Genomic DNA, 23,198 nt, shown 5'->3' with positions numbered 1-23,198 from the left:
AGTTAACCGCAATACTTGGTGCTTCCACAACTGTCGCAGCACCAACGGGCTCCATTCCCTCCGCCGGCGAATGCAGCTAATGCTGTTGATTTTGATACATTGCAGATTCTTGTGCCTGTGGGCGATATTGCACCGCAAGTTCCGTTGCCGTTAAGACCACCACCTTTAATTGCTCTCATCTGGTTCTTGGTAAGAGCATTGTTTTTCAAATCATTAAAGTTCATAATTCTTAGATTTTAGTAAATTCTACTCTATTAAAGCTTTTCGACTCCGCTTATATTTAGTGCACAAATATCGTATTAATGCTATTGTTAAATTCTGTAATAGTTGTTCTGTTAGTACTATTTTAAAGAATAAATTCCCCTTCTAAAGAAATAGTATCTGAAACAATTTTTATATAGTATATTCCTGAATCTTGCATAGTCAGGTTTACAGAGAGTGCAGCCGGATTCATATACTCTTGTGAATAAACAGTTTCACCTGTAGCTTCTTTAGTAATTTTGATAGTAACTGTTTGCGTCACTTCTTCAAGTGATACGGATACTACCTTGTCATATAAGTAAGCATGCGCAACTTGTGGGATAAGACTTCTACTTATAGGTTTGTTCGGTTGTAAATTCTTTAGTGGAATTTCTCTTTCTGTATTGTTATATTCCACCATACTTCCTTTTTCCTGTGCTTGAATGGAGCAAACACTAATAAATGCAGTGATTAATATGATCAAAAGTGTTTTCATAAAATTATTTTTTTTGATTATGTTATGTGTGCAAATTAAGAGATTGGTATTCATAAAAACAACTCTAAAGGTGTGTAGTTTTTGTGTAGTTTTGCTTTCTCAGATGTAGTTTCTGTGCAATGTGAGGTCTCTTTTCAGATAGAAGTGATAGCTTTGATGAAATTATCATTTTTGTCAAGTTGCATTTTCTTTTCAAGAATGCTACTCCGTCTTTTATATATGCTATTAGGGGTTCTGCTCAAAATGACTCCAAGTTCCTGTATGGAAAAGCCTGACAAGTGAATGCAACAAAAGAAAATGTCTTTATCGGTCAGTAATGGAAAGTTCTTTTTCAGGTGTGAAGTATATTCGGGAATCAAACAATTAATCTCCTTTATTAATGACTTTTGGTCATCGTTTGTTAATTCCGGTTTTTCTGTTGCCTTTGCATTAATATCATTTTGATGATTCAATATGCTTTGTGCTTTCTTATAAAAAGCAGTTTCCTGTAATTGACCTTTTACTTTTTCTATATCTATTTCTATTTCTATTTCTATTGTTCTTATACTATCTTTTTCTGATGAAACTTTCTTGCATTTATATTGTTTTATAAATAGATAGCTCCCTACTATAAGTATGCCTATACTGATATATAATATCCATCGTTTTACGGAGAAATCAGATTTATATTGGGGTGGAGTAGGAGAATACAATGTGTTTGTCGACAATATATAGAGATTTTGATTGTGTGCACTATCTTGATAGGCAGAGTAAAGTCTCTCCAGCTCAAGTGATTCTTTTAATTTATTTGACTTTTTTGCAATATCAGCAAGGCGCATATAAGCACTGGCTTTGGTGGTGTATTCTTGGGTATGCAAGGCTTTATTGAAATACAACCGGGCAGAATCATATAGTTGTGCTTTATAGTAGGCGTCTCCTAATAGAAGATATCCTTTGGCATATAATGTAGTGTCAGTTAAGTGGGTGAAATTTTCTTTGGCGTATTTTATAGCCTCTTTACCTTTCTGCATTCTGCTGTACAAAGCACTCAAGGAAGATGCAATATTGGCTTTCAGCATATTGTTGGGAAAGTATTTTGTAAGTTCTGAGGCTTGTAATAGTAATGATTCAGCTTGCTGGTAATAGGCTTTCCTCTTTTCTATATTTATACTTCCTCGTTTGGATAAAGCTTCAACCAGATTGATTGTATCTTTTTGCAAGGTTGCTTGCTGTTGTAGCAATTGATACATGGAATCGGCCTTGCTATAATGGTTTTCTTGATAGTAAATGTTGCCGATATTGTTATATATCAATGATAATAGTTTTGACCTTTCGCTGCGCTTGGCATAATTGGCGGCATTTGTGTATAGGTGTAGTGCATGAAAATAGTTATTCTGATCTCTTAGCACACCCCCCCAATGGTAATGAGCTTTAGCCTGCATTGGTATATCCCCTATAGAGTCGTAATATTGCACAGCAATCCGTATCAGCGAATCATCCGTCTGTACAATATAATTTTTATCCCTCGCCTGTGTCAGCAGTAAGGCATAGTAAGCTTGGTTTGCCGGTGTTTTCAATTGTTGCGGTTCTACATTTTCCAGAATACGCAATGCACTGTCAGGATATGCTTCCATCAGGGAGTCCGCCTGCATTAATAGTACATTAGGGCTATGGTGCTGTGTGCATGAGGCTAATGAAAGAAGCATTGTTAACCAAATATGAAACACTCGTTTTCTCATAATCTTCAGGAAGTAGTTTGTATGCAAAGATAATCTTTTTTCGGGGAAGATATGGTTGCTATGACTATCTTTCTTTAGAAGCGGATATCTGCCATCTGAATCATGGGATTATCGCAATTACTGTGCCGATATCTTGCCACCGCATTGGCCAACTTTTGCCATCGCATTGGCACGGCTTTGCCATCGCATTGGCACAACTTTGCCATCGCATTGGCACGACTTTGCCATAGGCATGGCACAACCGAGCCAATACGGTGGCAGGAAAGTGGCAATTTAGAGAGTCATTACAGTCGTTCCTATGCCAATACATACTTCAGCTCTGCCAGCTGATAAACACTTGGTATGTAATGCCCATTGACTATGACAGCCGGAGTATGACTGACGTTATTTTGGAGGCAATACTCCTGTTGTTGCCTCCAAAGCAACTGTGCGGTATCATTGATATTATATCTTTCCACATCCGGTATTTCCTGCATCTCGAACCATGCTTCCAGCAGGTAAGTAGCTCTGTCCCATCCCTCTGAAAGATAGACGGACAGGATTGTCTGCGCTATATGTATCCCCAGACGGTCGTTGGTGTATATGACCAAAGATATGGATATGTCTCTTGATATTTCCCGGATGTGCCGGTGCACTTTGGCACATGCCTTGCAGTTGGGATTAACCACCACCATCAGTCTGTCCTTCGCATTCCCGGCAGAATTATGCAGCGCTATATCCGGATGAATCATCCTCCTTACTTTGGGCTTTAGCGCCAGCAGCTTCTGAAAAGTGATCGGATTGAGTAAGCCGGACAGCTTGGCCTGCAGGAAGCTTTTCTCTTTATCAGAAGAGACGAGCGTCTTGGCCTGTATCCAGAAAATCAGGCAGATGGTGCTGATTGCAATCATAGAGAAGAGAATACGGATTGAAAACTTCCATTCAAAGTTATTCCTTATGACATAAAGCGATGCGGCAGTCAGCCAGACCGAGAAAATGGTGAGGATGCAAAACAAACAGGCTTTACGAATGATGAATATCTGGTATATGATGGAGTAAAGCGTAAATGCAATGGCTATGAAACCAAACAGCGCAGCCAGAAAATGAAACTCTTCGGGGCAGACAGCCGTGAAGAAAAACATGGTTGTGAAATACATCCACGATAGTTCTCCAATGCCTATTCCGGCTATGTGCGCACCTTTTGATTTGAGCACTTTATTGCAGTCTATTACTTTGCCTATGTGGCAGAAACGGTGCAGGAAATGTTTGTCTACCATTTCTTTATATAGGATTACGGTAGAGATGAGGATACCGCAAGTCAGTGCGGAAAGGTAGAGCGGCAGTCCTGCAGGATAGTTCTTGCTCCAGATTGAAGAAAAAACCAGGAGGACGGATATGATTCCGGCAATCAGTATTCTGTGTTGCCGGCATATATAATTCATGTTTCTGAGCAGGCAATGAGATTCACAGACGGTTTTCGGAGTAGTCTCACCAAACAGGACGGTCCCCGTCCATTGATAGGTAAACAGTTTCCTGCTTATCGGCATATGGCTCACTTCGGCAGTGCTGATAATAAGCCGGTCCTGTTCTATCTTTTCGACGAGGCAGAATGTGGAATGGCTTGTTTCCAGTTGTGTGATAAACGGGGCGTGCAGCTTTTCCAGATGCCTCGGTTGAAGCTGGTAAACTACGTTCTTTACATGAAGTGCATTTAAGGCATTGCTGATACCTTGCATTGTGTTGCCCAACGGATTGTCGAGCAAGCGGCATAAAGTAGTCCTGCTCACTTTTACGGTCAGCGACCGTAAAAAGTGATGGACTACCTCACTGGTGGCATTATCAACTCCCAGCATAGTCTTGAATTAAAAGTTAAAGTTTAGGTTAGGTTCGTTTTAAAGGGTGAAGTAGCCGCTTAACTGGACTTCTTCCGATACAATTTCCAGGTAATACTGTCCCGGAGCTTTTGCGCTTAAATCTATGGTGACAAGCGTAGGATTGAAATAAGTTTCGGAATAAACAGTTGCCCCTGTTGAGGCATCCTTAATTGAAATGTTAACGGAGGACATCTCTTCCTTGAACACTACACTGACTGCATCGTTACCGACGTAAGCATTGGCGGGCTGAATGATGATACTCCGGGCTACAGGACCACCCTCTTCTGAACCTGCCGGAAACAGAGGAATCTCTCTCTCGTCATCATTACTAACCATTGATACATGCTGGGCATACAATGAATTGCTGCCCAAAACCACAGCTAACACGAAAAATACAAATAATAACTTTTTCATAAGATATACTTTTAATTTGTTATGACGGTGGCAAATTTAGAGAGAAATTCTCCAATAAAAGTGTATAAAAAGTGTAGAAATGTAGGGAAAGGCCTTATTATCGGATGATTTTTCTTATTCTTATAGAAAATTCTCCAATATATCACGGAGAGTGGTCGATTTATCAGAACATTCTATCTTTTGCTCCAATATTTTTTTTGTCTTTTTATAGATGGCGTCTCTGCTACATTCCATTATATACCTGAAGTGGCTGGTCGGTATGTCTGTCAGATATAAGCAACAAAGGTGTATCTCATTCTGAGACAAGGGATATCTTGTGGCCAGGCGGAGGGTTATATTATTCCAACGCATATCGGTTTCGGCAATCAATTGTTTCCAGTCTTCTTCACTGAAGTGCTCGCTCGATTTATCAGTTTTTTTATATGCCTGAATGATGCGCTTCATTTTCACATATACTTCAGAATGTTCGTAGGATTCATTAAGCAGCGCTTGCCGCTCCGTTTTCAGAATATGCAGTTCTTCTTTTAAGTTTTGCTTTTCAGTCTGGCTATAGTTGTGCAGTGCTATCTCCTTTTGCAGGGAAGCAATTTGCTCGTCTTTTTGTTGGAGTAGTTCTCCTATCTTTTTGTCTTGTTCTATTTCTTTTTGCTTGAAGTGGAGAATTTCTTTCCTATATCTTCTCCATATAACAAGGAATAAGGTTAGAAAAATCACCGCTCCTGTAATCGTATAATAATAAAACTGGTTTAAGTTTGCTTTGTATTCCGACTGCTTGCTCTGTATCAGCATGTTTTTCTCCGTTGCGATGATTTCGCTACTTTGCTGCTTTTGCTGCGCACTATCCATGTGAGAGGAGTATTTTCTTTCCATTTCAAGCGCTTTTTCTAATTTTCCCTGCTTTTGGGCAATATCGGCCAAACGCATATAAGCGCCTGCCTTGGTAAAGTGGTCTTTGCTATATAAGGCTTTATTAAGGTAAATTAAAGCGGAATCATATTGAGCTGTTTTGTAGTAAGCGTCTCCTAAAAGCAAATATCCTCTGTATAGCACCTTTGTGTTGTCTTGGTTGTCAATGTTCAATTTGGCAAATATAACCGCTTCTCTTCCCATATTCATACGCCCATACAGCAGACTTAATGAATAAGCTGCTTTGGCTATCATGTTTCTTTGAGCGGTGTGTTGTGATATCTCGAAGGCATGGAGCAGTTTTTCTTCCGCCCTGTGATAATATTCCTTGCCTTTCCGTATGTCAATCATGCTTCGTTGTGATACAGCGTCTATCCAAAGTCCGGAATCCTTCTCTTGAATAGCCAACTTCTCCGTAATCTGGTAGATTGAATCGGCTTGTTCGTCTAATTTCTGTAATGTGTATATATTGGCTACATTATTATAAATGTGTCCGGCTAACTTGCCATCGGAAAGCTTTTTTGCATGGGTTATAGCGATAAAGAATTTTTTTAGAGCTTCCGGATGATTATTTTTATTCCTTTTGATGCATCCCCAGTAATAATATGCTTTTGCTTGTTTAGGGATACATTCTGTAGAATCGTAATATTGCACTGCTATGCATATCAGGGAGTCGTCTGTCTGAGTTATGAAATTCTTATCCTGTGCCTGGGTTATCAGCAATGCATAATATGCCTTGTCTTCCGCCGTCCTTAATTCTTCCGGATAGATTTCTCTTAAAAAGCGTAAAGCACTGTCGGGGGATTTCTGCATGAGGGAGTCGGCTTGTACGAGTTTATAACTTGGTTCGGAACGTGTACAGGCCACCAATAAGCAAAATGTGAATAATATTGTAGCTAATACGGTGGTTTTCATTGTTTTATCTTTTGAGGTTGCAGCTTGCAAAAGTACCCCTTTCTTGCGATAAAAGCAATGTAATGCAGGTCTGGAGATTTAATGAGATAGTGCCAAAAATCACTTTGCATTCCGGGCGAATGATTACTCACCCCTACAAGTACCGTTACAACGTGTGTGCGGGCGAATAATCATTCGCCCGCACGACAACACTTTTGACACATTGAGTATATTAAAAATGTGGAGTTCGGATTAGGTATGCAGTTCCAGTACGAAGCGACAGCCTTTGGTATAGCTGCTATCCAGAGTCAGGCTACCATTCATCTTGGTAGCAATCAGCGAACAAATAGGCAATCCTAAACCATCGCCTTGTGTAAGGTCTTTCACTTCGGTGAAAGGCTTGAACAGATTTTCCTGTTCCTCTGCCGGAATACCGCTTCCGGTATCACTAACGATGAACTGATGTGTATGCGCACCGCGTTTCTTGAAGTCCAACCATATTTTCCCACCTTCCGGAGTGAACTCAGCCGCATTGTTCAGCAGATGAAGCAAAATACGCTCAAGCTGTTCCGGGTTAGTCTTGACACTAAGTTTCGGAGCGTTGACGGTAGTGGTTATATCCGGCTTCAAGTCTGCTTTTATTTTATCCATTACGCTTTCGCAGAAAGTATTGATGTTGATTTCGCGCATTTCATAAGTTTCGGAAAGGGTGCTTTCCAGTTCGGAGAGTTCCTGAATGTGTTCGGCAAAGCCTTTCAATGCACGTACACCCGGTTGGGTTGCGTCCAGGGTATTCAGCGTCGGCTCCATTTGTCCGGAGATATTCTGTATAAACTGGGTTTTGAGCTCATTGTGTTCATTAGCTATCTGGATGGCTTTCTTCTGTTTCCGGGTGAGGAGGACAAAACGCAATAATACGATACCTGCCAATACAAGTGCAGCGGCAAGAATGGCTGCCAATACGCATAGTCCGATGATGATATATTGTTTGGCACTCAGGGAGTCATCCTTATCCTGGATGGTTGCCAGGCTTTCTTCATATTTCTGTTTCAGTACGTTCAGTTCATCCTGAGCGGTGAGGGCTTTCACAGAGTCAGTCCAAAGGATATATTTGTCGTAAGTACGTGCCACCAGTCCGGCATTGTTAGCCTTGCGGGCAATGTCGATAAGGGTTTTATAAGATTCGTCTACTTTGGCGTAGTTTTTCTGTTCCTTATACTGTCCTATCAGGCGGTTGATGTAGGCATCTCCTTGCGAGTTCATGCCGAAAGTATAATAATAATTGGCCTGGGTGTATAGTAAGTCGTTGCTTAATGAATCATTGCGGGCTGCTTTGGCGGTTTCTTCCAGTTTGGCCAGTTGCTCTTTGGCACGGGCAGGATTCTTCAGGTTGATGTACATCTGCAAGCGTTCCTTGTTGATGCGGAAACGCAGGGCGGGCATGGTTTTACCGCTTTTTTGTTCACCGTCAGTCACCAGCAATTCTGCGCCGCGCAGCAGTTCGAAGGCTTCCTTGTAGTAGTTCTCTCTGTGATAAAGTGCACTGGCATTGACGCCGCATTCTACAGCTTTATCATATTTTCCCTGAGAGGAGAAAGCATTGTAAGCTTGTAAAAATAAGTAACGTGCCTTGATATATTCCTTTTTGGCAAGGTTTTCTTGCGCTTGTTTCATTTGCTCATCGGCACGGGTTTGCGAATAGGCTTGGCTGCAGATGCAGAAAGCTGCTAAGAAGAGTACGGTAATTATCTTTCTCATTTTGTGATTCATTTTATTTGCTTACAAAGTTAAGACATTCTTCTGTAGGTTGTACAAGAAAAGTGCCTAAAAATCTTCACCTGTCCCATTTTTATGGTGATAGTGGCGGGTGAATTTATATCCCGGCCCCGCATACGGCGGGATATGCGGGATTAGTATTTGAAACTGCTTCCTCCCAGGAACTCGCGCAGAAGTGAAGTCGGCGGGATTTCCTTGTCCTGTATCGGAGTAAAGTATTTAATGAATTTCAGCAACCGGTATGCTTCGGCATATTCCGGACAATTGCGTGGCACGCTGGTCAATATAGGCTCGGCATGGCAACGCAACACGGCAAATTCAAATAGCAGTGCGGAGTTGAACATCACATCGGCGTTCTCCTGATAGGGGAAAATCCATTTGTCTTCTCCGGCGCGCACGCTGGGCCAGCGGGAGATGGTTTCGCGTGCCGAGTAGCCACGATAGTTGAAGTCGCGGATGATGCGGCGCAGCAATCGGTTGTCCGTTGTAGGAATCCAGTTATGGTCGTCCAGGGAAATGGTGGTCAGGGCGGACACATAGATTTTATATTTGTTCGCTGCGGGGATTTGCGGAGTAAGTTCCGGGTTCAGTGCGTGAATACCCTCTAATATAAGAATGGTATGCTCGTCAATTTTCAGTTTGTCACCTTTGTATTCCCGTCGTCCGGTGCTGAAGTTGAAGCTGGGCAGGTCTATCTCTTCGCCTCTCAACAAAGCTTGCAGGTCTTCTTCAAACTTCTTAAGGTCGAGCGCATAGAGTGATTCGTAATCATAATCGCCGTTAGCGTCTTTCGGGGTATCTTCACGGTTCACGAAATAGTTGTCCAGCGCAATGGGATAGGGGCGTAATCCGTTCGTCATCAACTGTACGGAGAGGCGCTTGCTGAAAGTGGTCTTACCCGAAGAAGAGGGCCCGGAGATGAGAACCAGTTTCACCCGGTTGCCGTTTTCGCCGCGGTTGTAGATGTCATCGGCAATCTGGGCTATTTTCTTTTCCTGAAGAGCTTCGGCCACATTGATTAAATCGGTGGCATGTCCTTCTTCACAGGCGAGGTTGAAGTCTCCCACATTGCTTAATCCCATGATATAATTCCAGCGCAGGTGTTCCTTGAAGACATCAAGCATCTTTTCTTGCTTCACAACTTCCTCCAGTACACTGGGATTTGCTTTGTTGGGAATGCGCAGCAGCAGGCCATCGTAATATTTCACGATGTCGAACAGCCAGATGAAGCCGGTGCTGGGCAACAGGTTGCCATAATAATAGTCGATGGTATCGCCCAGTGAATAATAATAGGTATAGATGGAGCCGGAAGTTTCCAGCAGTTTCACCTTGTCCGTCATTCCCCGTTCGTTGAAAATGCGCACAGCTTCGGAGGTGTGGCACTCTGTGCGACGGTATATGATGTTCTCGTCAATGATTCCCTGCATCCGCTTTTTGATGGCAGATACGTCCTCCAATGTTATGGTGCGCCCGATGCGCAGGTTGCAGAAATAGCCTTTGGAAACGGGATGCTCAACGAACAGCTTTCCGTCCGGAAACAATTCGCTGACAGCCTTGTATAATACAAAACAAAGGCTGCGTACATATGTGCGCAGACCGGAAGAATCGCGTATATCGAGGAATTCTACATCCTTATTATTATAGACTCGGAAATTTAACCCTTCAGAACGATTATTAACCTTTGCACTGACCACTTGATAGGGAAAATTAAGATTAAAACCGTAATAAATATCCAAAAGTGAACTTCCGATAGGGAATTCTTTAGAAATATTGTTATTTTTGCAACAAATTTGTAACATGTGTTTCATGACGTCTTCATTTTAGGGTGATTACACGTTAAATATAGATATAATAACAGATGTAGCATAAAACCTTCTAATTAATTAAAGATGGAATATTCTTTTTATGATTTTTTAAAGCTGCTTGGTTCACTGGCATTATTCCTGTACGGAATGAAAATTATGAGTGAAGGACTTCAAAAGTTCGCTGGTGACAGGCTCCGGAAAATTCTAACGGCAATGACTACCAACCGGGTGACCGGAGTGCTGACGGGTGTGCTGATTACGGCACTGATTCAATCTTCTTCTGCAACCACAGTCATGGTGGTGAGTTTTGTGAACGCCGGCCTGCTGACCCTATCCCAATCCATCGGGGTTATTATGGGAGCCAATATCGGTACTACAGTTACGGCATGGATTATTTCGGCGTTAGGATTTAAAGTTGATATCGCCGCTTTCGCACTTCCTCTCCTCGCTTTCGGTATTCCTCTTCTCTTCTCTCAAAAAAGTCATCGTAAGTCTATCGGTGAATTTATATTCGGTTTCTCTTTCCTTTTTATGGGACTCTCCATGCTGCAATCCAATGCGCCGGACTTGAAGGCGAATCCGGAGATGCTGGCATTTGTACAGAGTTATACGGATATGGGATATCTCTCCATTCTTCTGTTTGTATTTATCGGTACCATTCTGACTATGGTTGTGCAGGCATCGGCGGCAACAATGGCTATCACGCTTATCATGTGTGCCAATGGATGGATCAGTTTTGAATTGGGGGCGGCACTGGTGCTGGGTGAGAATATCGGTACTACCATTACCGCCAATCTTGCTGCACTGACCGGTAACACGCAGGCAAGGAGGGCTGCATTGGCTCACCTGGTGTTCAATGTTTTCGGCGTTATCTGGGTGCTTTGCCTGTTCTCTCCCTTTACGAGTGGCGTATCCTGGTTTGTAGAAAATGTAATGGGAACGAAAGATCCTGCTGTGGCGGTATCATTTAAACTGTCGGCATTCCATACTTGTTTTAATATCTGCAACGTGCTGATTCTTATTTGGTTCGTGAAGCTTATAGAACGTACCGTTTGTGCTATTATTCCGCAGAAAGAGGTCGACGAAGAATATCGCCTGCGTTTCATTTCCGGTGGTATGCTTTCTACGGCGGAACTTTCCATTTTGCAGGCGCATAAGGAGATACACCTGTTTTCGGAACGTACTCACCGCATGTTTAATATGGTGCAGGATTTGCTGCATACGGATAAGGACGATGATTTCAATAAATTATTCAGCCGTATTGAGAAGTATGAGAATATCAGCGATAATATGGAACTGGAGATTGCCAATTACCTGAATCAAGTGTCAGAAGGACGTTTAAGTTCGGAGAGTAAGCTTCAGATACGTGCCATGCTTCGCGAAGTGACGGAAATTGAGAGTATCGGCGATAGCTGTTACAACCTCGCGCGTACCATTAACCGCAAGCGCCAGACCAATCAGGACTTCACGGAAAAGCAATATGACCATATCCACTTCATGATGAAGCTGACGGACGATGCTTTGGCTCAGATGATTGTTGTGGTGGAACGCTCTGAACATCAGAGTATCGATGTGAATAAATCGTTCAATATTGAGAATGAAATGAATAATTACCGCAACCAGCTGAAGAACCAGAATATTCTGGATGTCAACAACAAGGAATATGACTACCAGATGGGCGTTTACTATATGGACATCATTGCCGAATGTGAGAAACTGGGCGATTATGTGGTGAATGTAGTGGAAGCAAGCAGTGATATAAAAGAAAAGAAAGCGTCTTAGGACGCTTTCTCAAATTCTTCTTTTCCGACTCCGCATAAGGGGCATACCCAATCATCAGGAAGGTCTTCAAATGATGTTCCCGGCTCAATGCCGTTTTCGGGGTCACCCATTTCCGGGTCGTAAACGTAGTCGCAAACGGTGCAAATGTACTTGTCCATAAGATTACTATTTTAGGTTTTATCCCTAAATAACAATATTTCCTCCTCTTTTGTTTCCTGTTTTAATCTGAAAGAGATATATTTGTTCCATTTTTATTGTAAATGAACTCTTTATGACGATACTAATTTTAATCGGTATGCTGGTACTGGTAGGAGTGCTGGTGCTTTATGTGCTTGAACTCGGTAGAAGCAGGCGATTATTGCTCAAAGCAGGGAATGCGAAGAAGGCCTTGCGCAGTTCGGAAGAACTTTTCCGTTCTATAATGCAAAATGTACATGCGTTCATTCTTCTGATCGACCGTAATTTTATTGTTACGCGGACTAACTATTACGACATCACCAAAGCACATAGGCCGGAAGACCGGTTGGCTCGTGTAGGCGACTTGTTGCGTTGTAATAATGCCCTGTCCGCCGTTGGCGGTTGCGGTACGCACGAGCTTTGCAAAGAGTGTCCTATCCGGAATAAAATAGAAGAGACTTTCCAGCGGAAAAGCAGTTTTACCGATTTGGAAGCTGTGCTGAATATACGTGACAGAAGGGGAAACGTTGCCGAATGTGAAACCTATGTTTCCGGTGAGTATATGACGATAGATGATAAAGAGGGCATGGTAATCACTGTGCATGACATCACCCGCCTGAAGAATGCAGAGGGAGAATTGATGAAAGCCCGTGAAAAAGCTGAGAATGCAGATCGTTCCAAGTCAGCTTTCCTCGCCAATATGAGTCATGAGATACGTACTCCGCTGAATGCCATTGTCGGCTTTTCCGAGTTGCTGGCTTCTGCCGGTTCGGAAGAGGAAAAGACGCAATACCTGGACATTGTTCATTCCAATAATGAAATGTTGCAGCAACTGATAGCCGATATTCTCGACCTTTCAAAGATAGAGGCCGGTACTTTGGAGTTTACTTTCTCGGAAGTGGATGTCAATCAGCTGATGTTTGATATGGAACAGCTGTCCCGTATGAGACTGGGAGAGAAGGAGAGTCTTATTCAGATTTTCAAGGAGACACCGCCGGAGAACAACATTTTATATACCGACAGAAACCGCCTGATGCAGGTGATAGCCAATTTTATGACGAATGCTGTGAAATTTACAGATGAAGGTAGTATTACGTTGGGATATAAGCCTTGTGCTGACGGCCTTTACTTCTATGTGAAAGATACCGGAAGCGGTATTCCGGCAGATAAGGTAGACCATATATTTGAACGCTTTGTAAGAGTGGAACAGCACAAGAAAGGAACCGGACTGGGACTTTCTATTTGCGAGATGATAGTCCGCAAACTGGGTGGCAAGATTGGCGTAGAGTCGGAATATGGCAAAGGATCTACATTCTGGTTTACCCTACCGCTCAACGGGGAGGCAATTAGAAAACAGGGAACGGAAATCGAGGGTAAGACTAACCTATAAAAAGATTTAATAACATTCGCTATCCCAAATTAATATTGTATTTTTGCGGCTCTTAATCAAAGCTAACTATTTGCATGAATGCAATGAAGGATGATTTTTATCATGGCGGACTTACTGACGACGAAGTAAGGCAGAGTCGCGAAAAGTACGGAGTCAATCTGTTAACGCCTCCCAAGCGTCCCTCCCTGTGGAAACTATATCTCGAAAAGTTCGAAGACCCTGTTGTCAGGGTACTGCTGGTTGCAGCGATATTCTCTCTGATAATCTCTGTCATAGAGAATGAGTATGCCGAGACTATAGGTATCATTGCCGCTATTTTGTTGGCTACGGGTATCGGGTTCTATTTCGAATATGATGCCAGTAAGAAGTTCGACTTGCTGAATGCGGTGAATGAGGAAACCTTGGTGAAGGTAATCCGTAACGGCCGTGTACAGGAGATTCCCCGGAAAGATGTGGTAGTAGGTGATATCATCGTGCTGGAGACCGGAGAAGAAATCCCTGCTGACGGCGAACTGCTGGAGGCTATATCCCTGCAAATTAACGAGTCGAATCTGACCGGTGAACCTGTGGTAAGTAAGACCACGGTGGAGGCGGATTTTGATGAAGAGGCTACCTATGCTTCCAATAAGGTGATGCGTGGTACGACGGTAGTAGACGGTCACGGCACTATGCGTGTGCTTTGTGTGGGCGATGATACGGAAATCGGTAAAGTCGCACGTCAGAGTACGGAGCAGAGCACAGAACCTACCCCGCTGAATATACAGCTTACCAAACTTGCCAATCTGATCGGTAAAATCGGTTTCTCCGTGGCCGGACTGGCATTTGCCATCTTCTTTATCAAAGATGTGCTGTTGCACTATGATTTTTCATCTTTCCATACTTTTGCAGACTGGCTTCCGGCTTTGAAAGCTACTTTGCAATACTTCATGATGGCAGTGACCTTGATTGTGGTTGCAGTGCCCGAAGGATTGCCGATGAGTGTGACACTGAGTCTTGCATTGAATATGCGCCGTATGCTTTCCACCAATAACCTGGTGCGTAAGATGCACGCTTGTGAAACGATGGGTGCCATTACCGTGATTTGCACGGATAAGACCGGTACGTTGACTCAAAACCTGATGCAGGTTTACGAGCCGAGTTTTTATAGTCTGAAAAACGGCGGGGAAGTTGGCGACGATGATATCAGTCAGTTGGTAGTAGAGGGAATCAGTACCAATTCCACAGCTTTTCTGGAAGAAATGGCGGAAGGTGAGAAGCCTAAAGGTGTAGGAAATCCTACGGAAGTGGCTTTGCTTTTATGGTTGAATAGTCAGAACCGTGATTATCTGGAGTTGCGTGAGAATGCTCCGGTTGTCGACCAGTTGACTTTCTCTACCGAACGGAAGTTTATGGCTACGTTGGTGAAGTCTCCTTTGATAGGCAAGAAAGTATTGTATGTGAAGGGTGCTCCCGAAATCGTTTTGGGCAAATGCAAGGATGTCGTTCTGGATGGCAAACGGGTAGATGCGGTAGAATACCGTTCTACAGTTGAAAAACAACTGCTGGGATATCAGAATATGGCAATGCGCACCCTTGGTTTCGCATTCAAGATAATCGATGAGAACGAAGAACCGTGTTGTGCAGGCAACACCCCGGACGGTAATTGTCAATTGTCAATTGTCAATTGTCAATTAGTAAAAGATTTGTCATTCCTCGGCGTGGTTGCTATCAGTGACCCTATCCGTCCGGATGTACCTGCGGCGGTTGCCAAATGCCAGTCTGCCGGTATCGGAATCAAGATTGTGACGGGAGACACTCCGGGCACGGCTACGGAAATTGCACGTCAGATTGGTCTGTGGAAACCGGAAGATACGGAGCGCAACCGGATTACAGGCGTCGCCTTTGCAGAACTGACGGACGAGGAAGCGCTTGACCGCGTGATGGATTTGAAGATCATGTCTCGTGCACGTCCCACGGATAAACAACGCCTGGTGCAATTGTTGCAGCAAAAAGGAGCGGTTGTGGCAGTAACAGGCGACGGCACCAATGATGCTCCCGCATTGAATCATGCACAGGTAGGCTTGTCTATGGGTACGGGAACTTCCGTTGCCAAGGAAGCCAGCGACATAACCTTGCTGGATGACTCGTTCAATAGTATCGGTACTGCCGTGATGTGGGGGCGTTCGCTGTATAAGAATATCCAGCGCTTCATCGTTTTCCAGCTGACTATCAACTTCGTTGCTCTGCTTATTGTATTGCTTGGTTCGCTGATTGGTACGGAGTTACCGCTCACCGTAACACAGATGTTGTGGGTGAATCTTATCATGGATACTTTTGCGGCTCTGGCGTTGGCTTCCATTCCGCCCAGCGAAAGTGTGATGAAAGAGAAACCGCGCAGTAGCAATGATTTTATTATCTCCAAGCCTATGCGTTCCTATATCCTTGGTGTAGGAAGCGCTTTCCTTGTTATATTGATGGGGATGCTATACTGGTTTAATCATGCCGAGGGCGGTATGACTCCGGAGCGTCTGACCATCTTCTTTACATTCTTTGTGATGTTGCAGTTCTGGAACCTTTTCAATGCCCGTGTGTTTGGTACTACGGATTCTGCATTTAAAGGGATTTCCAAATCGTATGGTATGGAGCTGATAGTGCTTGCCATCTTGATAGGCCAGTTCCTTATTGTACAGTTCGGTGGTGCTGTATTCCGTACCACACCGCTTGATTTAGTCACTTGGGTGATTATTATTGCTTCTACCTCACTCGTTTTGTGGATAGGTGAGGCGATACGTTTCATCCAGCGTTTAACACAGAAATGAAATGAAAGAAAAAGGAATTAAAAACCTTATTATTGATTTTGGCGGCGTATTGATTGATTTGGACCGCCAGCGTTGTATTGAGAATTTCGCAAAGTTAGGTTTGCCCAATGTAGAGGCTATGCTTGATGTCTGCCACCAGCAAGGTTTCTTCTTGCAACATGAAAAAGGATTGATTACCAGTGCAGAGTTCCGGAATGCGATTCGTGAACAAATAGGGAAGGTAGTGACCGATGCCCGCATAGATGCTGCATGGAATAGTTTTTTAGGAGGCATCCCTACCTATAAGCTGGATTTACTGCTGAAACTGCGTGAGAAATACGTGGTCTATTTGTTGAGTAATACTAACGATATTCACTGGAAATGGTCATGTAAACACGCTTTCCACTATAAAGCTTTTCGGGTGGAAGATTATTTTGAGAGAATCTTCCTTTCTTATGAAATGAAGATGGCAAAGCCTGATGTAGCTATTTTCCAGAGATTACTGGATGAGACCGGTATTGACCCGAAAGAAACTTTCTTTATAGATGATTCCGCCGAGAATTGCCGTGTGGCGGAAACACTGGGCATCTCTACTTATACGCCGAAAGCGTGCGAAGATTGGAGTCATTTGTTTAGTTGAAAGTTAAAAGTTGAGAGTTAAAATGCAGTTGCTTCGTAACATACCGGAAGTGCTTCCCCGTGCCTGTGTCGCTACCATAGGCTTTTTTGATGGGGTTCATCTTGGGCATCGCTACCTGATAGAACAGGTGCGCGAAGCAGCTTCTGTGCGCGGTCTGGCTTCGGGGGTAGTGACCTTTCCGGTGCATCCGCGCAAAGTTGTGCAGCCGGAGTATCGCCCCGAACTGTTGACTACGTGTGAAGAAAAGGTTTCTTTGCTTGCTGATACCGGCCTGGACTATTGCATGATGCTTGATTTCACTTCTGAGATTGCTGTATTGTCGGCACGGGAGTTCATGCTTTTTCTTCGTGACCATTATAATATACGTGCTCTTGTGGTAGGCTATGATCATCGCTTCGGGCATAATCGGAGTGAGGGCTTTGATGATTATGTGGGCTATGGGCAAGAGCTGGGAATAGAAGTTATCCTTGCCCGTGCATATATAGATAAGGAGACTGCGGTAAGCTCCTCCGGCATTCGTCAGTTACTGTTGGAAGGTTGTGTTTCGGAGGCAGCCGCTTGTCTGGGATATGACTATTTCTTGAATGGTATGGTAGTAAGTGGGTATCGTGTCGGCCGTAAAATCGGCTTCCCTACAGCTAATCTTCGGGTGGACGACCCGGATAAACTGGTCCCTTCCGATGGAGTATATGCTGTGCGTGTTACTGTGGCAGGTCGTGTTTATGGGGGTATGCTTAGTATCGGCTATCGTCCTACAATGGCTAACGGCACCGATCGCAGTATTGAAGTGAATATCTTTAATTTCCATTCGGATATTTACGAGCAGTATATTTGCCTTTCCTTTGTCCGTTATCTCCGTCCCGAACTTAAATTCGATTCTATAGATGGCTTGATTGCCCAACTTTATAAGGATGCTGAGGATGCTTCCCGCTATCTTTAATACTTCAAAAAACACTTTATATATACCGGGGTAACTACTCTGGTGTAATATGTGCTGATTATCAGTGCTATCTGTCATGCTGAGCGTAGTCGAAGCATCTTCTCCCCGTATATGTGTTGCATTCAATCTTGGGTGCACATTACTTCTTTTATATGCTTTTTTGTCTTTCTCTCTTTATATATTCTGCATTATTATCGAAAAACATACTTATTTTATTGTTTTTCGATAAATATTTTCTGTTTTACTTGTTTGTTTCAAAAAATCCCCCTTTATTTGCATATCGAAAAACGATAAATTATTATTGAATAACAAAACGTATAAAGGTTGACGATTATGAAAAAGGCATTTATGAGTATCTCTTTGTTAGTGATTTCCCTCTCCATGTTGATGGCTGTTCTTTGTGGTATAGGCGCTGCAGCTTGATAATTTGAAAGAGAAAATAGTATCTTTGCAGACTTTTAAGCGATAGACAACGATGAAAACGGCAATAAAACTGGTTCTAATTTACTTGGCGATGCAAATTCTCGGAGCATTGGCAGTGACTCCATTTACTATGATCTATGCGTATGTAGAATACGGCACTGTGGAAAAGGCGAATGAGTTTGCTTTAGCTCCCACTTTGTTGGCAGGATTTGTTTTTATGCTGATTTACTTGTGGTGGAAAGGATATCTGACGGGCGACAAGCAGTTGTACTCGCCTGTATCTGCATCTTATTTATTCTGGAGTGCCATCATGGGGATTTCCGTCATTTTTATGGTAGATTTTCTGATGTCCCATCTCACGTTTCTTCCGGACTGGTTGAATGATACTTTTAATGTTTTGCAATCCGGTTGGTTGGGAATTATTTGTGTAAGCATACTGGGCCCCATTTTGGAAGAATTATTGTTTCGGGGAGCGGTTACTAAAGTCTTGTTGAAGAAATATAATCCGCTGGTGGCTATTCTGATATCCGGCCTGTTGTTTGGTATCTTCCACATGAACCCGGCACAGATTGTAGGAGCTACATTGGTTGGATTTGTTCTTGCATGGATTTATTATAAGACACGCAGTCTGGTACCTTGTATCCTGATTCACATCATGAACAACAGCCTTTCTGTTTATCTTAGTCTGAAGTTTCCGGATGTGGATTATACATCCGATTTAATAGGAGAGCCGACATACATGATTAGTCTGGTAGTTTCCGTACTATTGTTTATGCTTTCCTGGAGAATGATGAACACTTATAAATTATCTAATACAACTACTAAAGTATGAAAAGGAGATTGAATATTCTTTGCGTGATCGTATTGTTTGTGCTGGGCTATTCGGTTTTGGAAACCACCTATTATGTAGGCATGGGAATTAAAACCGGTATTGAGAAAGGCTTTGATTCCAAGATTGACGTGAAAGAAAAGGAAGAGATGACTAATTTGCAAGTTGTGCAGTTAGTGCCTAAAGATTTGGGTGGTGCAATTCTGATTGATTCCGTTTATAATGAGAAATCCGGTGAATATGTACCTGCTGCTTACGGGCAAATGATTGTCAGTGTGAATACCCAACCGAGTGTCTTATCGAGAATCATTTCTCTTTTGATTCTTATTGCAGACTATGTCGCCATTGTCTGGGCTGTGGTGCTCTTTATCCGTCTTATTGTATCGATCAATAAATCCGATATATTCAATTGGAAGAATGTACGGCGGCTCAGGCGCTTAGGGGTATTGCTTATTATTAGTTTTGCATGCACTTTTTTTACTGCGTTTCTGAGTTTCTATAATGTGGGAAAAGTATTTTCTGTAACGGGCTATTCATTGAGTATGGCAGATATGGTGCATATCACTTCATTGGTATTGGGACTTTCTGCCTTGATTGTGGCGGAAGTATTTGCTATCGGATTGAGAATGAAAGAAGAACAGGATTTGACGATTTAAGTAAAAGGTGAGTTATGAAAAAGATTAGAATATTAGCTTTATTGGTGATAGTAGTGTTTATTGCTGAAGTGATAATGTCAAGCGGAACAGCTGATTTCAGACGTGGCTGGAACAGTGCAGGTAATAGTAGAGAACTTAATTTTTCAACTGTAGATATTTCGATTAAGGCTGAGAAAACCGTAGCAGTTGACTCCCTGTTTAATAGTGCCATACAGCAGAATGTACCTTGCTGGATGGCTTCGATGGAGACGGAAATACAACCGTCATTTGTTAATAAATTGATTCTTGCGTTGGCTATTCCTTTTGTATTTTTTGCTCTTTACGGGTTTTATTGTATGGTTAGGGTAGTTATTTCAGTAAGCCGTGGGAAGGTATTCACACGTGAAAATGTAAATCGTATGCGTCTTTTTGTCTATTCGATAATACTCCTCGGCATTTGTATGGAGACTTACGAGTATCTTCTGCATAGGGATGCTGTTTCCCAGATTCAGTTTAGTGGTTACGAGTTGACATCTTATGGGTTAACATTCTCCTGGTTCTCGTTCCTGATACTGGCATTGTTTACCGAGATATTTGCCGTAGGTGTGAAAATGAAAGAAGAACAAGACCTGACTATTTAATCCTAACCTTGATAAAAGTGATTTATATGATTATAGTAAACCTTGATATAATGATGGCTCGGCGAAAGATATCTTTAGGAGAGCTGGCCGAAAAGGTGGATATTACACCCGCTAATTTATCTATTCTGAAAACGGGAAAGGCAAAAGCCATCCGTTTCTCTACGCTGGAGGCTATTTGTAAGATTCTGGATTGCCAGCCGGGAGATATTCTGGAATATCAGGAGGGAGATGAATAAGAGGAAATGGTAGAGTGATAAACTTATCACCCTACCACTTTTTTATTCTTGATTTTTCGCCTTGAAAGCCAGCGCATACATCCGCATCTGTTTCACCATAGACAGCAAACCATTGCTACGGGTAGGCGAAAGATGTTCTTTCAATCCTATCTTATCAATGAAATAAAGATCGGCATTCAGAATTTCGTCCGGTGTATGTCCGGAAAGGACTTTCATCAGCAACGAAATGATACCTTTAACAATCAAAGCGTCGCTTTCAGCTTTGAAGATGATTTTTCCATTCTCTTCGTCAGCTTGCAGCCATACGCGGCTTTGGCAACCTTCAATCAGGTTCTGTTCCGTTTTATATTTTTCATCGAGCGTTTCCTGCTCGTTTCCTAAGTCGATGAGGAGTTGATAGCGATCCATCCAGTCGTCAAAGTCACTGAATTCCGCAATCACTTCGTCTTGTGCCTCGTTGATACTCATACTTATTGATTTATGATTTTTGATTTATGAATTATTTCTCACTGTAAATGACTTGCATCACCGTCTGCCCCACTGCTTGCAGGGTAGCCTTATCAATGGCATCCATATCATCTTTCACGGTATGCCAGTGCTCAAAGAAATCGCCTTCCGGATAATAAGGAACAATATCAATGGTTGGAATTTTTGCATATCTGTTGATAAACGTATGGTCATCGGTCACGAACCCGCCTTTTTTCTGTACAAAGTGCCGCCCGAAACCTAAAGCATTGGCTGTTTTCCAGATTTTCTCATTGACATTGGGAGCTACTTCATGAGACAAACCTTCATAACGGAATTCTGCATTCTTGCCCCCTACCATGTCCAGCAGTATGCCAAAACGTGCATTATATCCCTGCACATGAGGATTGCGTGCCCAATACTGTGAGCCAAGTCCCCAGTATTCTTCTTTATGCGGGCCGTTGTAAGCTTGGTGTGTGCCGTAATCTTCAGCATCAACGAAGATAAGATCGATACCCATTTCCGGTAATTGCTTCTGCAGATGGCGTGCTATTTCCAACATTACGCCTACACCGCTGGCACCGTCATTGGCACCCAGAATCGGAGTATAATGCTTTTTAGGATCCGGGTCGGCATCCGCCCACGGACGGCTGTCCCAATGCGAAAAAAGGACGATACGCTTTTTCGTATCCGGCTTGTAGGAACCGATAATATTGCGTGCTTTCAGCAGCGTACCGTTGTAAGCCGGAAGGTCTACATACTGGCTGGTGACTTTAGCACCGAATTCCGTCAATTTATCTGCCAGGTAATTTCCACATTCTACATGTGCTTTCGTATTGGGAACGCGTGGGCCGAAGTCCACTTGTGCTTTCACATACTGATAAGCACTGTCCGCATTGAACTGAGGAACATTGACAACACTTTTTGTGGTCGTCTCCGTACCATCGCTTGCCTTCTTGGTGTTGTTGCTGCATGCTATGAATGCGAGCAACGCCAGGCATAAGGGGATGAGAGTATAATTCCGTTTCATTCTTTATCTAAATTAAAACTTAGTTTCACTTCTTTTCTTCCGGTCTCCAACGTTACCGCTGCTCCGTTTATCATGGGCAGATTCATGGTGACATGCCCTACCGGGAAATTAAAACAGACCGGATAATCGTATTCTTTCACCAGGTCGGCAATAGCGCCGTATAAATCTTTGCCTAAAGATTTGTTTTCTTCATACTCTGTGAATTGTCCGATGATGAGGCCGGAGAGTTTTTCCAGTACACCGCCCAGTTTCAGATTATAAATCATGCGTTCTACCGCGTGCGGACGCTCACCCACATCTTCTATGAAGAGAATGGTTCCTTCGGCAGGAATATCATATGGCGTGCCCCGCAATCCATAGAACACGGACAGGTTGCCGCCCCGCAAAATACCATTGCCGGTTCCTTTGTGGTTCAGCTTATGCCCGGGGCAGATGTAGTTGAAACCACTTTCCGAAGTTTCCACTGACTCTGCTGTCTCCGGCTTGAAATGGCCGAACAAAATATCCTTTAGTGCCAGTGTACAGAAATCCTCCTCGCTTTCTACCGTCAGATGGCGGGCCATCGGGGCATGAAGGGAGGCAAAGCCATTCTGCTGGAGCACATTGTGCAGCGCGGTGATGTCACTGAAACCAATCAGCCACTTGGGATGTTCGCGGAAACGTGTAAAATCCAGTTTGCCTAACAGATGTACAGCTCCGTATCCGCCGCGGCTACACAAAATAACTTTTGCTTTCTCATCGTCCAAAGCATTCTGCAAATCTTCTACGCGCTGTTTGATGCTGCCTGCGTATGTTCCGTTTGAACTTCCGGCATGTTTTGCCATCACAGCGTCCAGTCCCCAGGACTTCAAACGCTTCTTGGCTCCTTTCAGAAAAGACTTGTCTATTTTACTGGAAGGAGAAAGGATGATGACGCGATCACCTTTTTGTACGTATGGTGGAAAAATAAGGCTGCTCATAGACTCTATATTCTGTGTATGGGGACAAAAGTACACAAAAAACTCAAACTAAAATTTAGTTTACACCACAGATTACACAGATTAACACAGATTATTACGTTTTCTGATGAAAGGATAAAAATCTGTGTTAATCTGTGGTGTAGTTATCAAAATGATATAGAATGCTCGAATT

The 23,198-nt window shown here is 43.0% G+C and carries 22 protein-coding genes; 9 read left to right on the top strand and 13 right to left on the bottom strand.

The genetic code is table 11. The features are described 5' to 3' along the window. Positions 1 to 2: 2 nt before the first annotated feature. The 9 genes from BUC01_RS12655 to BUC01_RS12620 form a co-directional block, all read right to left on the bottom strand. A complete protein-coding gene (locus BUC01_RS12655; protein ID WP_025830607.1) occupies positions 3 to 224 on the bottom strand; it encodes a hypothetical protein in 222 nt (73 codons plus the stop codon). A gap of 122 nt (positions 225 to 346) precedes the next feature. Next, positions 347 to 736, bottom strand: coding sequence for a DUF3244 domain-containing protein (locus BUC01_RS12650; RefSeq protein ID WP_025830606.1), 390 nt, complete (start codon positions 734 to 736; stop codon positions 347 to 349). Between the two features lie 134 nt (positions 737 to 870). Further along, positions 871 to 2,454, bottom strand: a complete 1,584-nt coding sequence (locus tag BUC01_RS12645; RefSeq protein WP_025830605.1) for a tetratricopeptide repeat protein — start codon at positions 2,452 to 2,454, stop codon at positions 871 to 873. Positions 2,455 to 2,528: 74 nt separating this feature from the next. After that, positions 2,529 to 2,660 (bottom strand): hypothetical protein, encoded by a 132-nt coding sequence (locus tag BUC01_RS26095; protein ID WP_262484419.1) that lies wholly within the window; start codon positions 2,658 to 2,660, stop codon positions 2,529 to 2,531. Positions 2,661 to 2,750: 90 nt separating this feature from the next. After that, entirely contained in the window at positions 2,751 to 4,286 is a 1,536-nt protein-coding gene (locus tag BUC01_RS12640) for a vitamin K epoxide reductase family protein (protein ID WP_025830604.1), read from the bottom strand. Positions 4,287 to 4,325: 39 nt separating this feature from the next. Further along, positions 4,326 to 4,721: a DUF3244 domain-containing protein gene (locus BUC01_RS12635; RefSeq protein ID WP_025830603.1), complete on the bottom strand. Its 396-nt coding sequence runs from the start codon at positions 4,719 to 4,721 to the stop codon at positions 4,326 to 4,328. 120 nt (positions 4,722 to 4,841) lie between these two features. Then, the gene (locus BUC01_RS12630; protein ID WP_025830602.1) at positions 4,842 to 6,542 is read right to left on the bottom strand and encodes a tetratricopeptide repeat protein; all 1,701 of its coding nucleotides are present in this window, start codon (positions 6,540 to 6,542) and stop codon (positions 4,842 to 4,844) included. 231 nt (positions 6,543 to 6,773) lie between these two features. After that, positions 6,774 to 8,279 carry a sensor histidine kinase gene (locus tag BUC01_RS12625; protein WP_073313886.1) on the bottom strand — a complete coding sequence of 502 codons (1,506 nt, stop codon included), beginning with the start codon at positions 8,277 to 8,279 and terminating at the stop codon, positions 6,774 to 6,776. 152 nt (positions 8,280 to 8,431) lie between these two features. Continuing rightward, positions 8,432 to 10,105 carry a nucleoside kinase gene (locus BUC01_RS12620; RefSeq protein WP_073313869.1) on the bottom strand — a complete coding sequence of 558 codons (1,674 nt, stop codon included), beginning with the start codon at positions 10,103 to 10,105 and terminating at the stop codon, positions 8,432 to 8,434. A gap of 81 nt (positions 10,106 to 10,186) precedes the next feature. Here BUC01_RS12620 and BUC01_RS12615 point away from each other — a divergent pair, with 81 nt between their 5' ends. Beyond that, a complete protein-coding gene (locus BUC01_RS12615) occupies positions 10,187 to 11,884 on the top strand; it encodes a Na/Pi cotransporter family protein (protein WP_025830601.1) in 1,698 nt (565 codons plus the stop codon). Here BUC01_RS12615 and rd read toward each other — a convergent pair. Next, entirely contained in the window at positions 11,881 to 12,042 is a 162-nt protein-coding gene (rd, locus tag BUC01_RS12610; RefSeq protein ID WP_025830600.1) for a rubredoxin, read from the bottom strand. The two genes, BUC01_RS12615 and rd, sit on opposite strands and share 4 nt — an antisense overlap. Positions 12,043 to 12,155: 113 nt before the next feature. Between rd and BUC01_RS12605 the strand changes: the two genes are divergently transcribed. The 8 genes from BUC01_RS12605 to BUC01_RS12570 all read left to right on the top strand — a co-directional run bounded on the left by BUC01_RS12605 (position 12,156) and on the right by BUC01_RS12570 (position 20,572). Further along, the gene (locus BUC01_RS12605; RefSeq protein WP_025830599.1) at positions 12,156 to 13,451 is read left to right on the top strand and encodes a PAS domain-containing sensor histidine kinase; all 1,296 of its coding nucleotides are present in this window, start codon (positions 12,156 to 12,158) and stop codon (positions 13,449 to 13,451) included. Positions 13,452 to 13,525: 74 nt separating this feature from the next. Then, positions 13,526 to 16,249: a calcium-translocating P-type ATPase, PMCA-type gene (locus BUC01_RS12600; protein ID WP_025830598.1), complete on the top strand. Its 2,724-nt coding sequence runs from the start codon at positions 13,526 to 13,528 to the stop codon at positions 16,247 to 16,249. A gap of 1 nt (position 16,250) precedes the next feature. Further along, positions 16,251 to 16,868: an HAD family hydrolase gene (locus tag BUC01_RS12595; RefSeq protein WP_025830597.1), complete on the top strand. Its 618-nt coding sequence runs from the start codon at positions 16,251 to 16,253 to the stop codon at positions 16,866 to 16,868. Between the two features lie 22 nt (positions 16,869 to 16,890). Next, positions 16,891 to 17,808 (top strand): bifunctional riboflavin kinase/FAD synthetase, encoded by a 918-nt coding sequence (locus BUC01_RS12590; RefSeq protein ID WP_025830596.1) that lies wholly within the window; start codon positions 16,891 to 16,893, stop codon positions 17,806 to 17,808. A 475-nt stretch (positions 17,809 to 18,283) separates the two neighbouring features. Then, positions 18,284 to 19,063, top strand: coding sequence for a type II CAAX endopeptidase family protein (locus BUC01_RS12585; protein ID WP_025830595.1), 780 nt, complete (start codon positions 18,284 to 18,286; stop codon positions 19,061 to 19,063). Continuing rightward, on the top strand, positions 19,060 to 19,716 hold the full coding sequence (locus tag BUC01_RS12580; protein ID WP_073313866.1) for a DUF2975 domain-containing protein: 657 nt from the start codon (positions 19,060 to 19,062) through the stop codon (positions 19,714 to 19,716). Before BUC01_RS12585 ends, BUC01_RS12580 begins: the two co-directional genes overlap by 4 nt. 14 nt (positions 19,717 to 19,730) lie before the next feature. Then, positions 19,731 to 20,336, top strand: a complete 606-nt coding sequence (locus BUC01_RS12575) for a DUF2975 domain-containing protein (RefSeq protein WP_025830594.1) — start codon at positions 19,731 to 19,733, stop codon at positions 20,334 to 20,336. 26 nt (positions 20,337 to 20,362) lie between these two features. Beyond that, on the top strand, positions 20,363 to 20,572 hold the full coding sequence (locus BUC01_RS12570) for a helix-turn-helix domain-containing protein (protein WP_007662013.1): 210 nt from the start codon (positions 20,363 to 20,365) through the stop codon (positions 20,570 to 20,572). A gap of 42 nt (positions 20,573 to 20,614) precedes the next feature. Here BUC01_RS12570 and BUC01_RS12565 read toward each other — a convergent pair whose 3' ends face one another. Genes BUC01_RS12565 through BUC01_RS12555 form a run of 3 tightly spaced genes read right to left on the bottom strand, consistent with a single transcriptional unit; the run spans position 20,615 to position 23,026 of the window. After that, positions 20,615 to 21,040 carry a SufE family protein gene (locus BUC01_RS12565; RefSeq protein WP_025830593.1) on the bottom strand — a complete coding sequence of 142 codons (426 nt, stop codon included), beginning with the start codon at positions 21,038 to 21,040 and terminating at the stop codon, positions 20,615 to 20,617. A gap of 31 nt (positions 21,041 to 21,071) precedes the next feature. Continuing rightward, positions 21,072 to 22,067 carry a M28 family peptidase gene (locus BUC01_RS12560; protein ID WP_025830592.1) on the bottom strand — a complete coding sequence of 332 codons (996 nt, stop codon included), beginning with the start codon at positions 22,065 to 22,067 and terminating at the stop codon, positions 21,072 to 21,074. Beyond that, positions 22,064 to 23,026 (bottom strand): S66 peptidase family protein, encoded by a 963-nt coding sequence (locus BUC01_RS12555; RefSeq protein WP_073313864.1) that lies wholly within the window; start codon positions 23,024 to 23,026, stop codon positions 22,064 to 22,066. Before BUC01_RS12555 ends, BUC01_RS12560 begins: the two co-directional genes overlap by 4 nt. Positions 23,027 to 23,198 lie beyond the last annotated feature (172 nt).

Origin of the sequence: Bacteroides stercorirosoris, from assembly GCF_900142015.1 — a bacterium.
In the GTDB taxonomy this organism is placed as follows: domain Bacteria; phylum Bacteroidota; class Bacteroidia; order Bacteroidales; family Bacteroidaceae; genus Bacteroides; species Bacteroides stercorirosoris.
The sequence above is the reverse complement of the archived record's forward strand: the minus strand, read 5'-3'. Positions and strand labels throughout refer to the sequence as shown.

Coding starts and splice junctions, on each gene's coding strand:
- BUC01_RS12645 (WP_025830605.1), bottom strand. CDS start 2,454: ATGAGAAAACGAGTGTTTCATATTTGGTTAACAATGCTTCTTTCATTA.
- rd (WP_025830600.1), bottom strand. CDS start 12,042: ATGGACAAGTACATTTGCACCGTTTGCGACTACGTTTACGACCCGGAA.
- BUC01_RS12655 (WP_025830607.1), bottom strand. CDS start 224: ATGAACTTTAATGATTTGAAAAACAATGCTCTTACCAAGAACCAGATG.
- BUC01_RS12605 (WP_025830599.1), top strand. CDS start 12,156: ATGACGATACTAATTTTAATCGGTATGCTGGTACTGGTAGGAGTGCTG.
- BUC01_RS12580 (WP_073313866.1), top strand. CDS start 19,060: ATGAAAAGGAGATTGAATATTCTTTGCGTGATCGTATTGTTTGTGCTG.
- BUC01_RS12560 (WP_025830592.1), bottom strand. CDS start 22,067: ATGAAACGGAATTATACTCTCATCCCCTTATGCCTGGCGTTGCTCGCA.
- BUC01_RS12615 (WP_025830601.1), top strand. CDS start 10,187: ATGGAATATTCTTTTTATGATTTTTTAAAGCTGCTTGGTTCACTGGCA.
- BUC01_RS12640 (WP_025830604.1), bottom strand. CDS start 4,286: ATGCTGGGAGTTGATAATGCCACCAGTGAGGTAGTCCATCACTTTTTA.
- BUC01_RS12590 (WP_025830596.1), top strand. CDS start 16,891: ATGCAGTTGCTTCGTAACATACCGGAAGTGCTTCCCCGTGCCTGTGTC.
- BUC01_RS12570 (WP_007662013.1), top strand. CDS start 20,363: ATGATTATAGTAAACCTTGATATAATGATGGCTCGGCGAAAGATATCT.
- BUC01_RS12635 (WP_025830603.1), bottom strand. CDS start 4,721: ATGAAAAAGTTATTATTTGTATTTTTCGTGTTAGCTGTGGTTTTGGGC.
- BUC01_RS12650 (WP_025830606.1), bottom strand. CDS start 736: ATGAAAACACTTTTGATCATATTAATCACTGCATTTATTAGTGTTTGC.
- BUC01_RS12575 (WP_025830594.1), top strand. CDS start 19,731: ATGAAAAAGATTAGAATATTAGCTTTATTGGTGATAGTAGTGTTTATT.
- BUC01_RS12555 (WP_073313864.1), bottom strand. CDS start 23,026: ATGAGCAGCCTTATTTTTCCACCATACGTACAAAAAGGTGATCGCGTC.
- BUC01_RS12565 (WP_025830593.1), bottom strand. CDS start 21,040: ATGAGTATCAACGAGGCACAAGACGAAGTGATTGCGGAATTCAGTGAC.
- BUC01_RS12595 (WP_025830597.1), top strand. CDS start 16,251: ATGAAAGAAAAAGGAATTAAAAACCTTATTATTGATTTTGGCGGCGTA.
- BUC01_RS12620 (WP_073313869.1), bottom strand. CDS start 10,105: ATGAAACACATGTTACAAATTTGTTGCAAAAATAACAATATTTCTAAA.
- BUC01_RS12625 (WP_073313886.1), bottom strand. CDS start 8,279: ATGAGAAAGATAATTACCGTACTCTTCTTAGCAGCTTTCTGCATCTGC.
- BUC01_RS12585 (WP_025830595.1), top strand. CDS start 18,284: ATGAAAACGGCAATAAAACTGGTTCTAATTTACTTGGCGATGCAAATT.
- BUC01_RS12600 (WP_025830598.1), top strand. CDS start 13,526: ATGAATGCAATGAAGGATGATTTTTATCATGGCGGACTTACTGACGAC.
- BUC01_RS26095 (WP_262484419.1), bottom strand. CDS start 2,660: ATGGCAAAGTTGTGCCAATGCGATGGCAAAGCCGTGCCAATGCGATGG.
- BUC01_RS12630 (WP_025830602.1), bottom strand. CDS start 6,542: ATGAAAACCACCGTATTAGCTACAATATTATTCACATTTTGCTTATTG.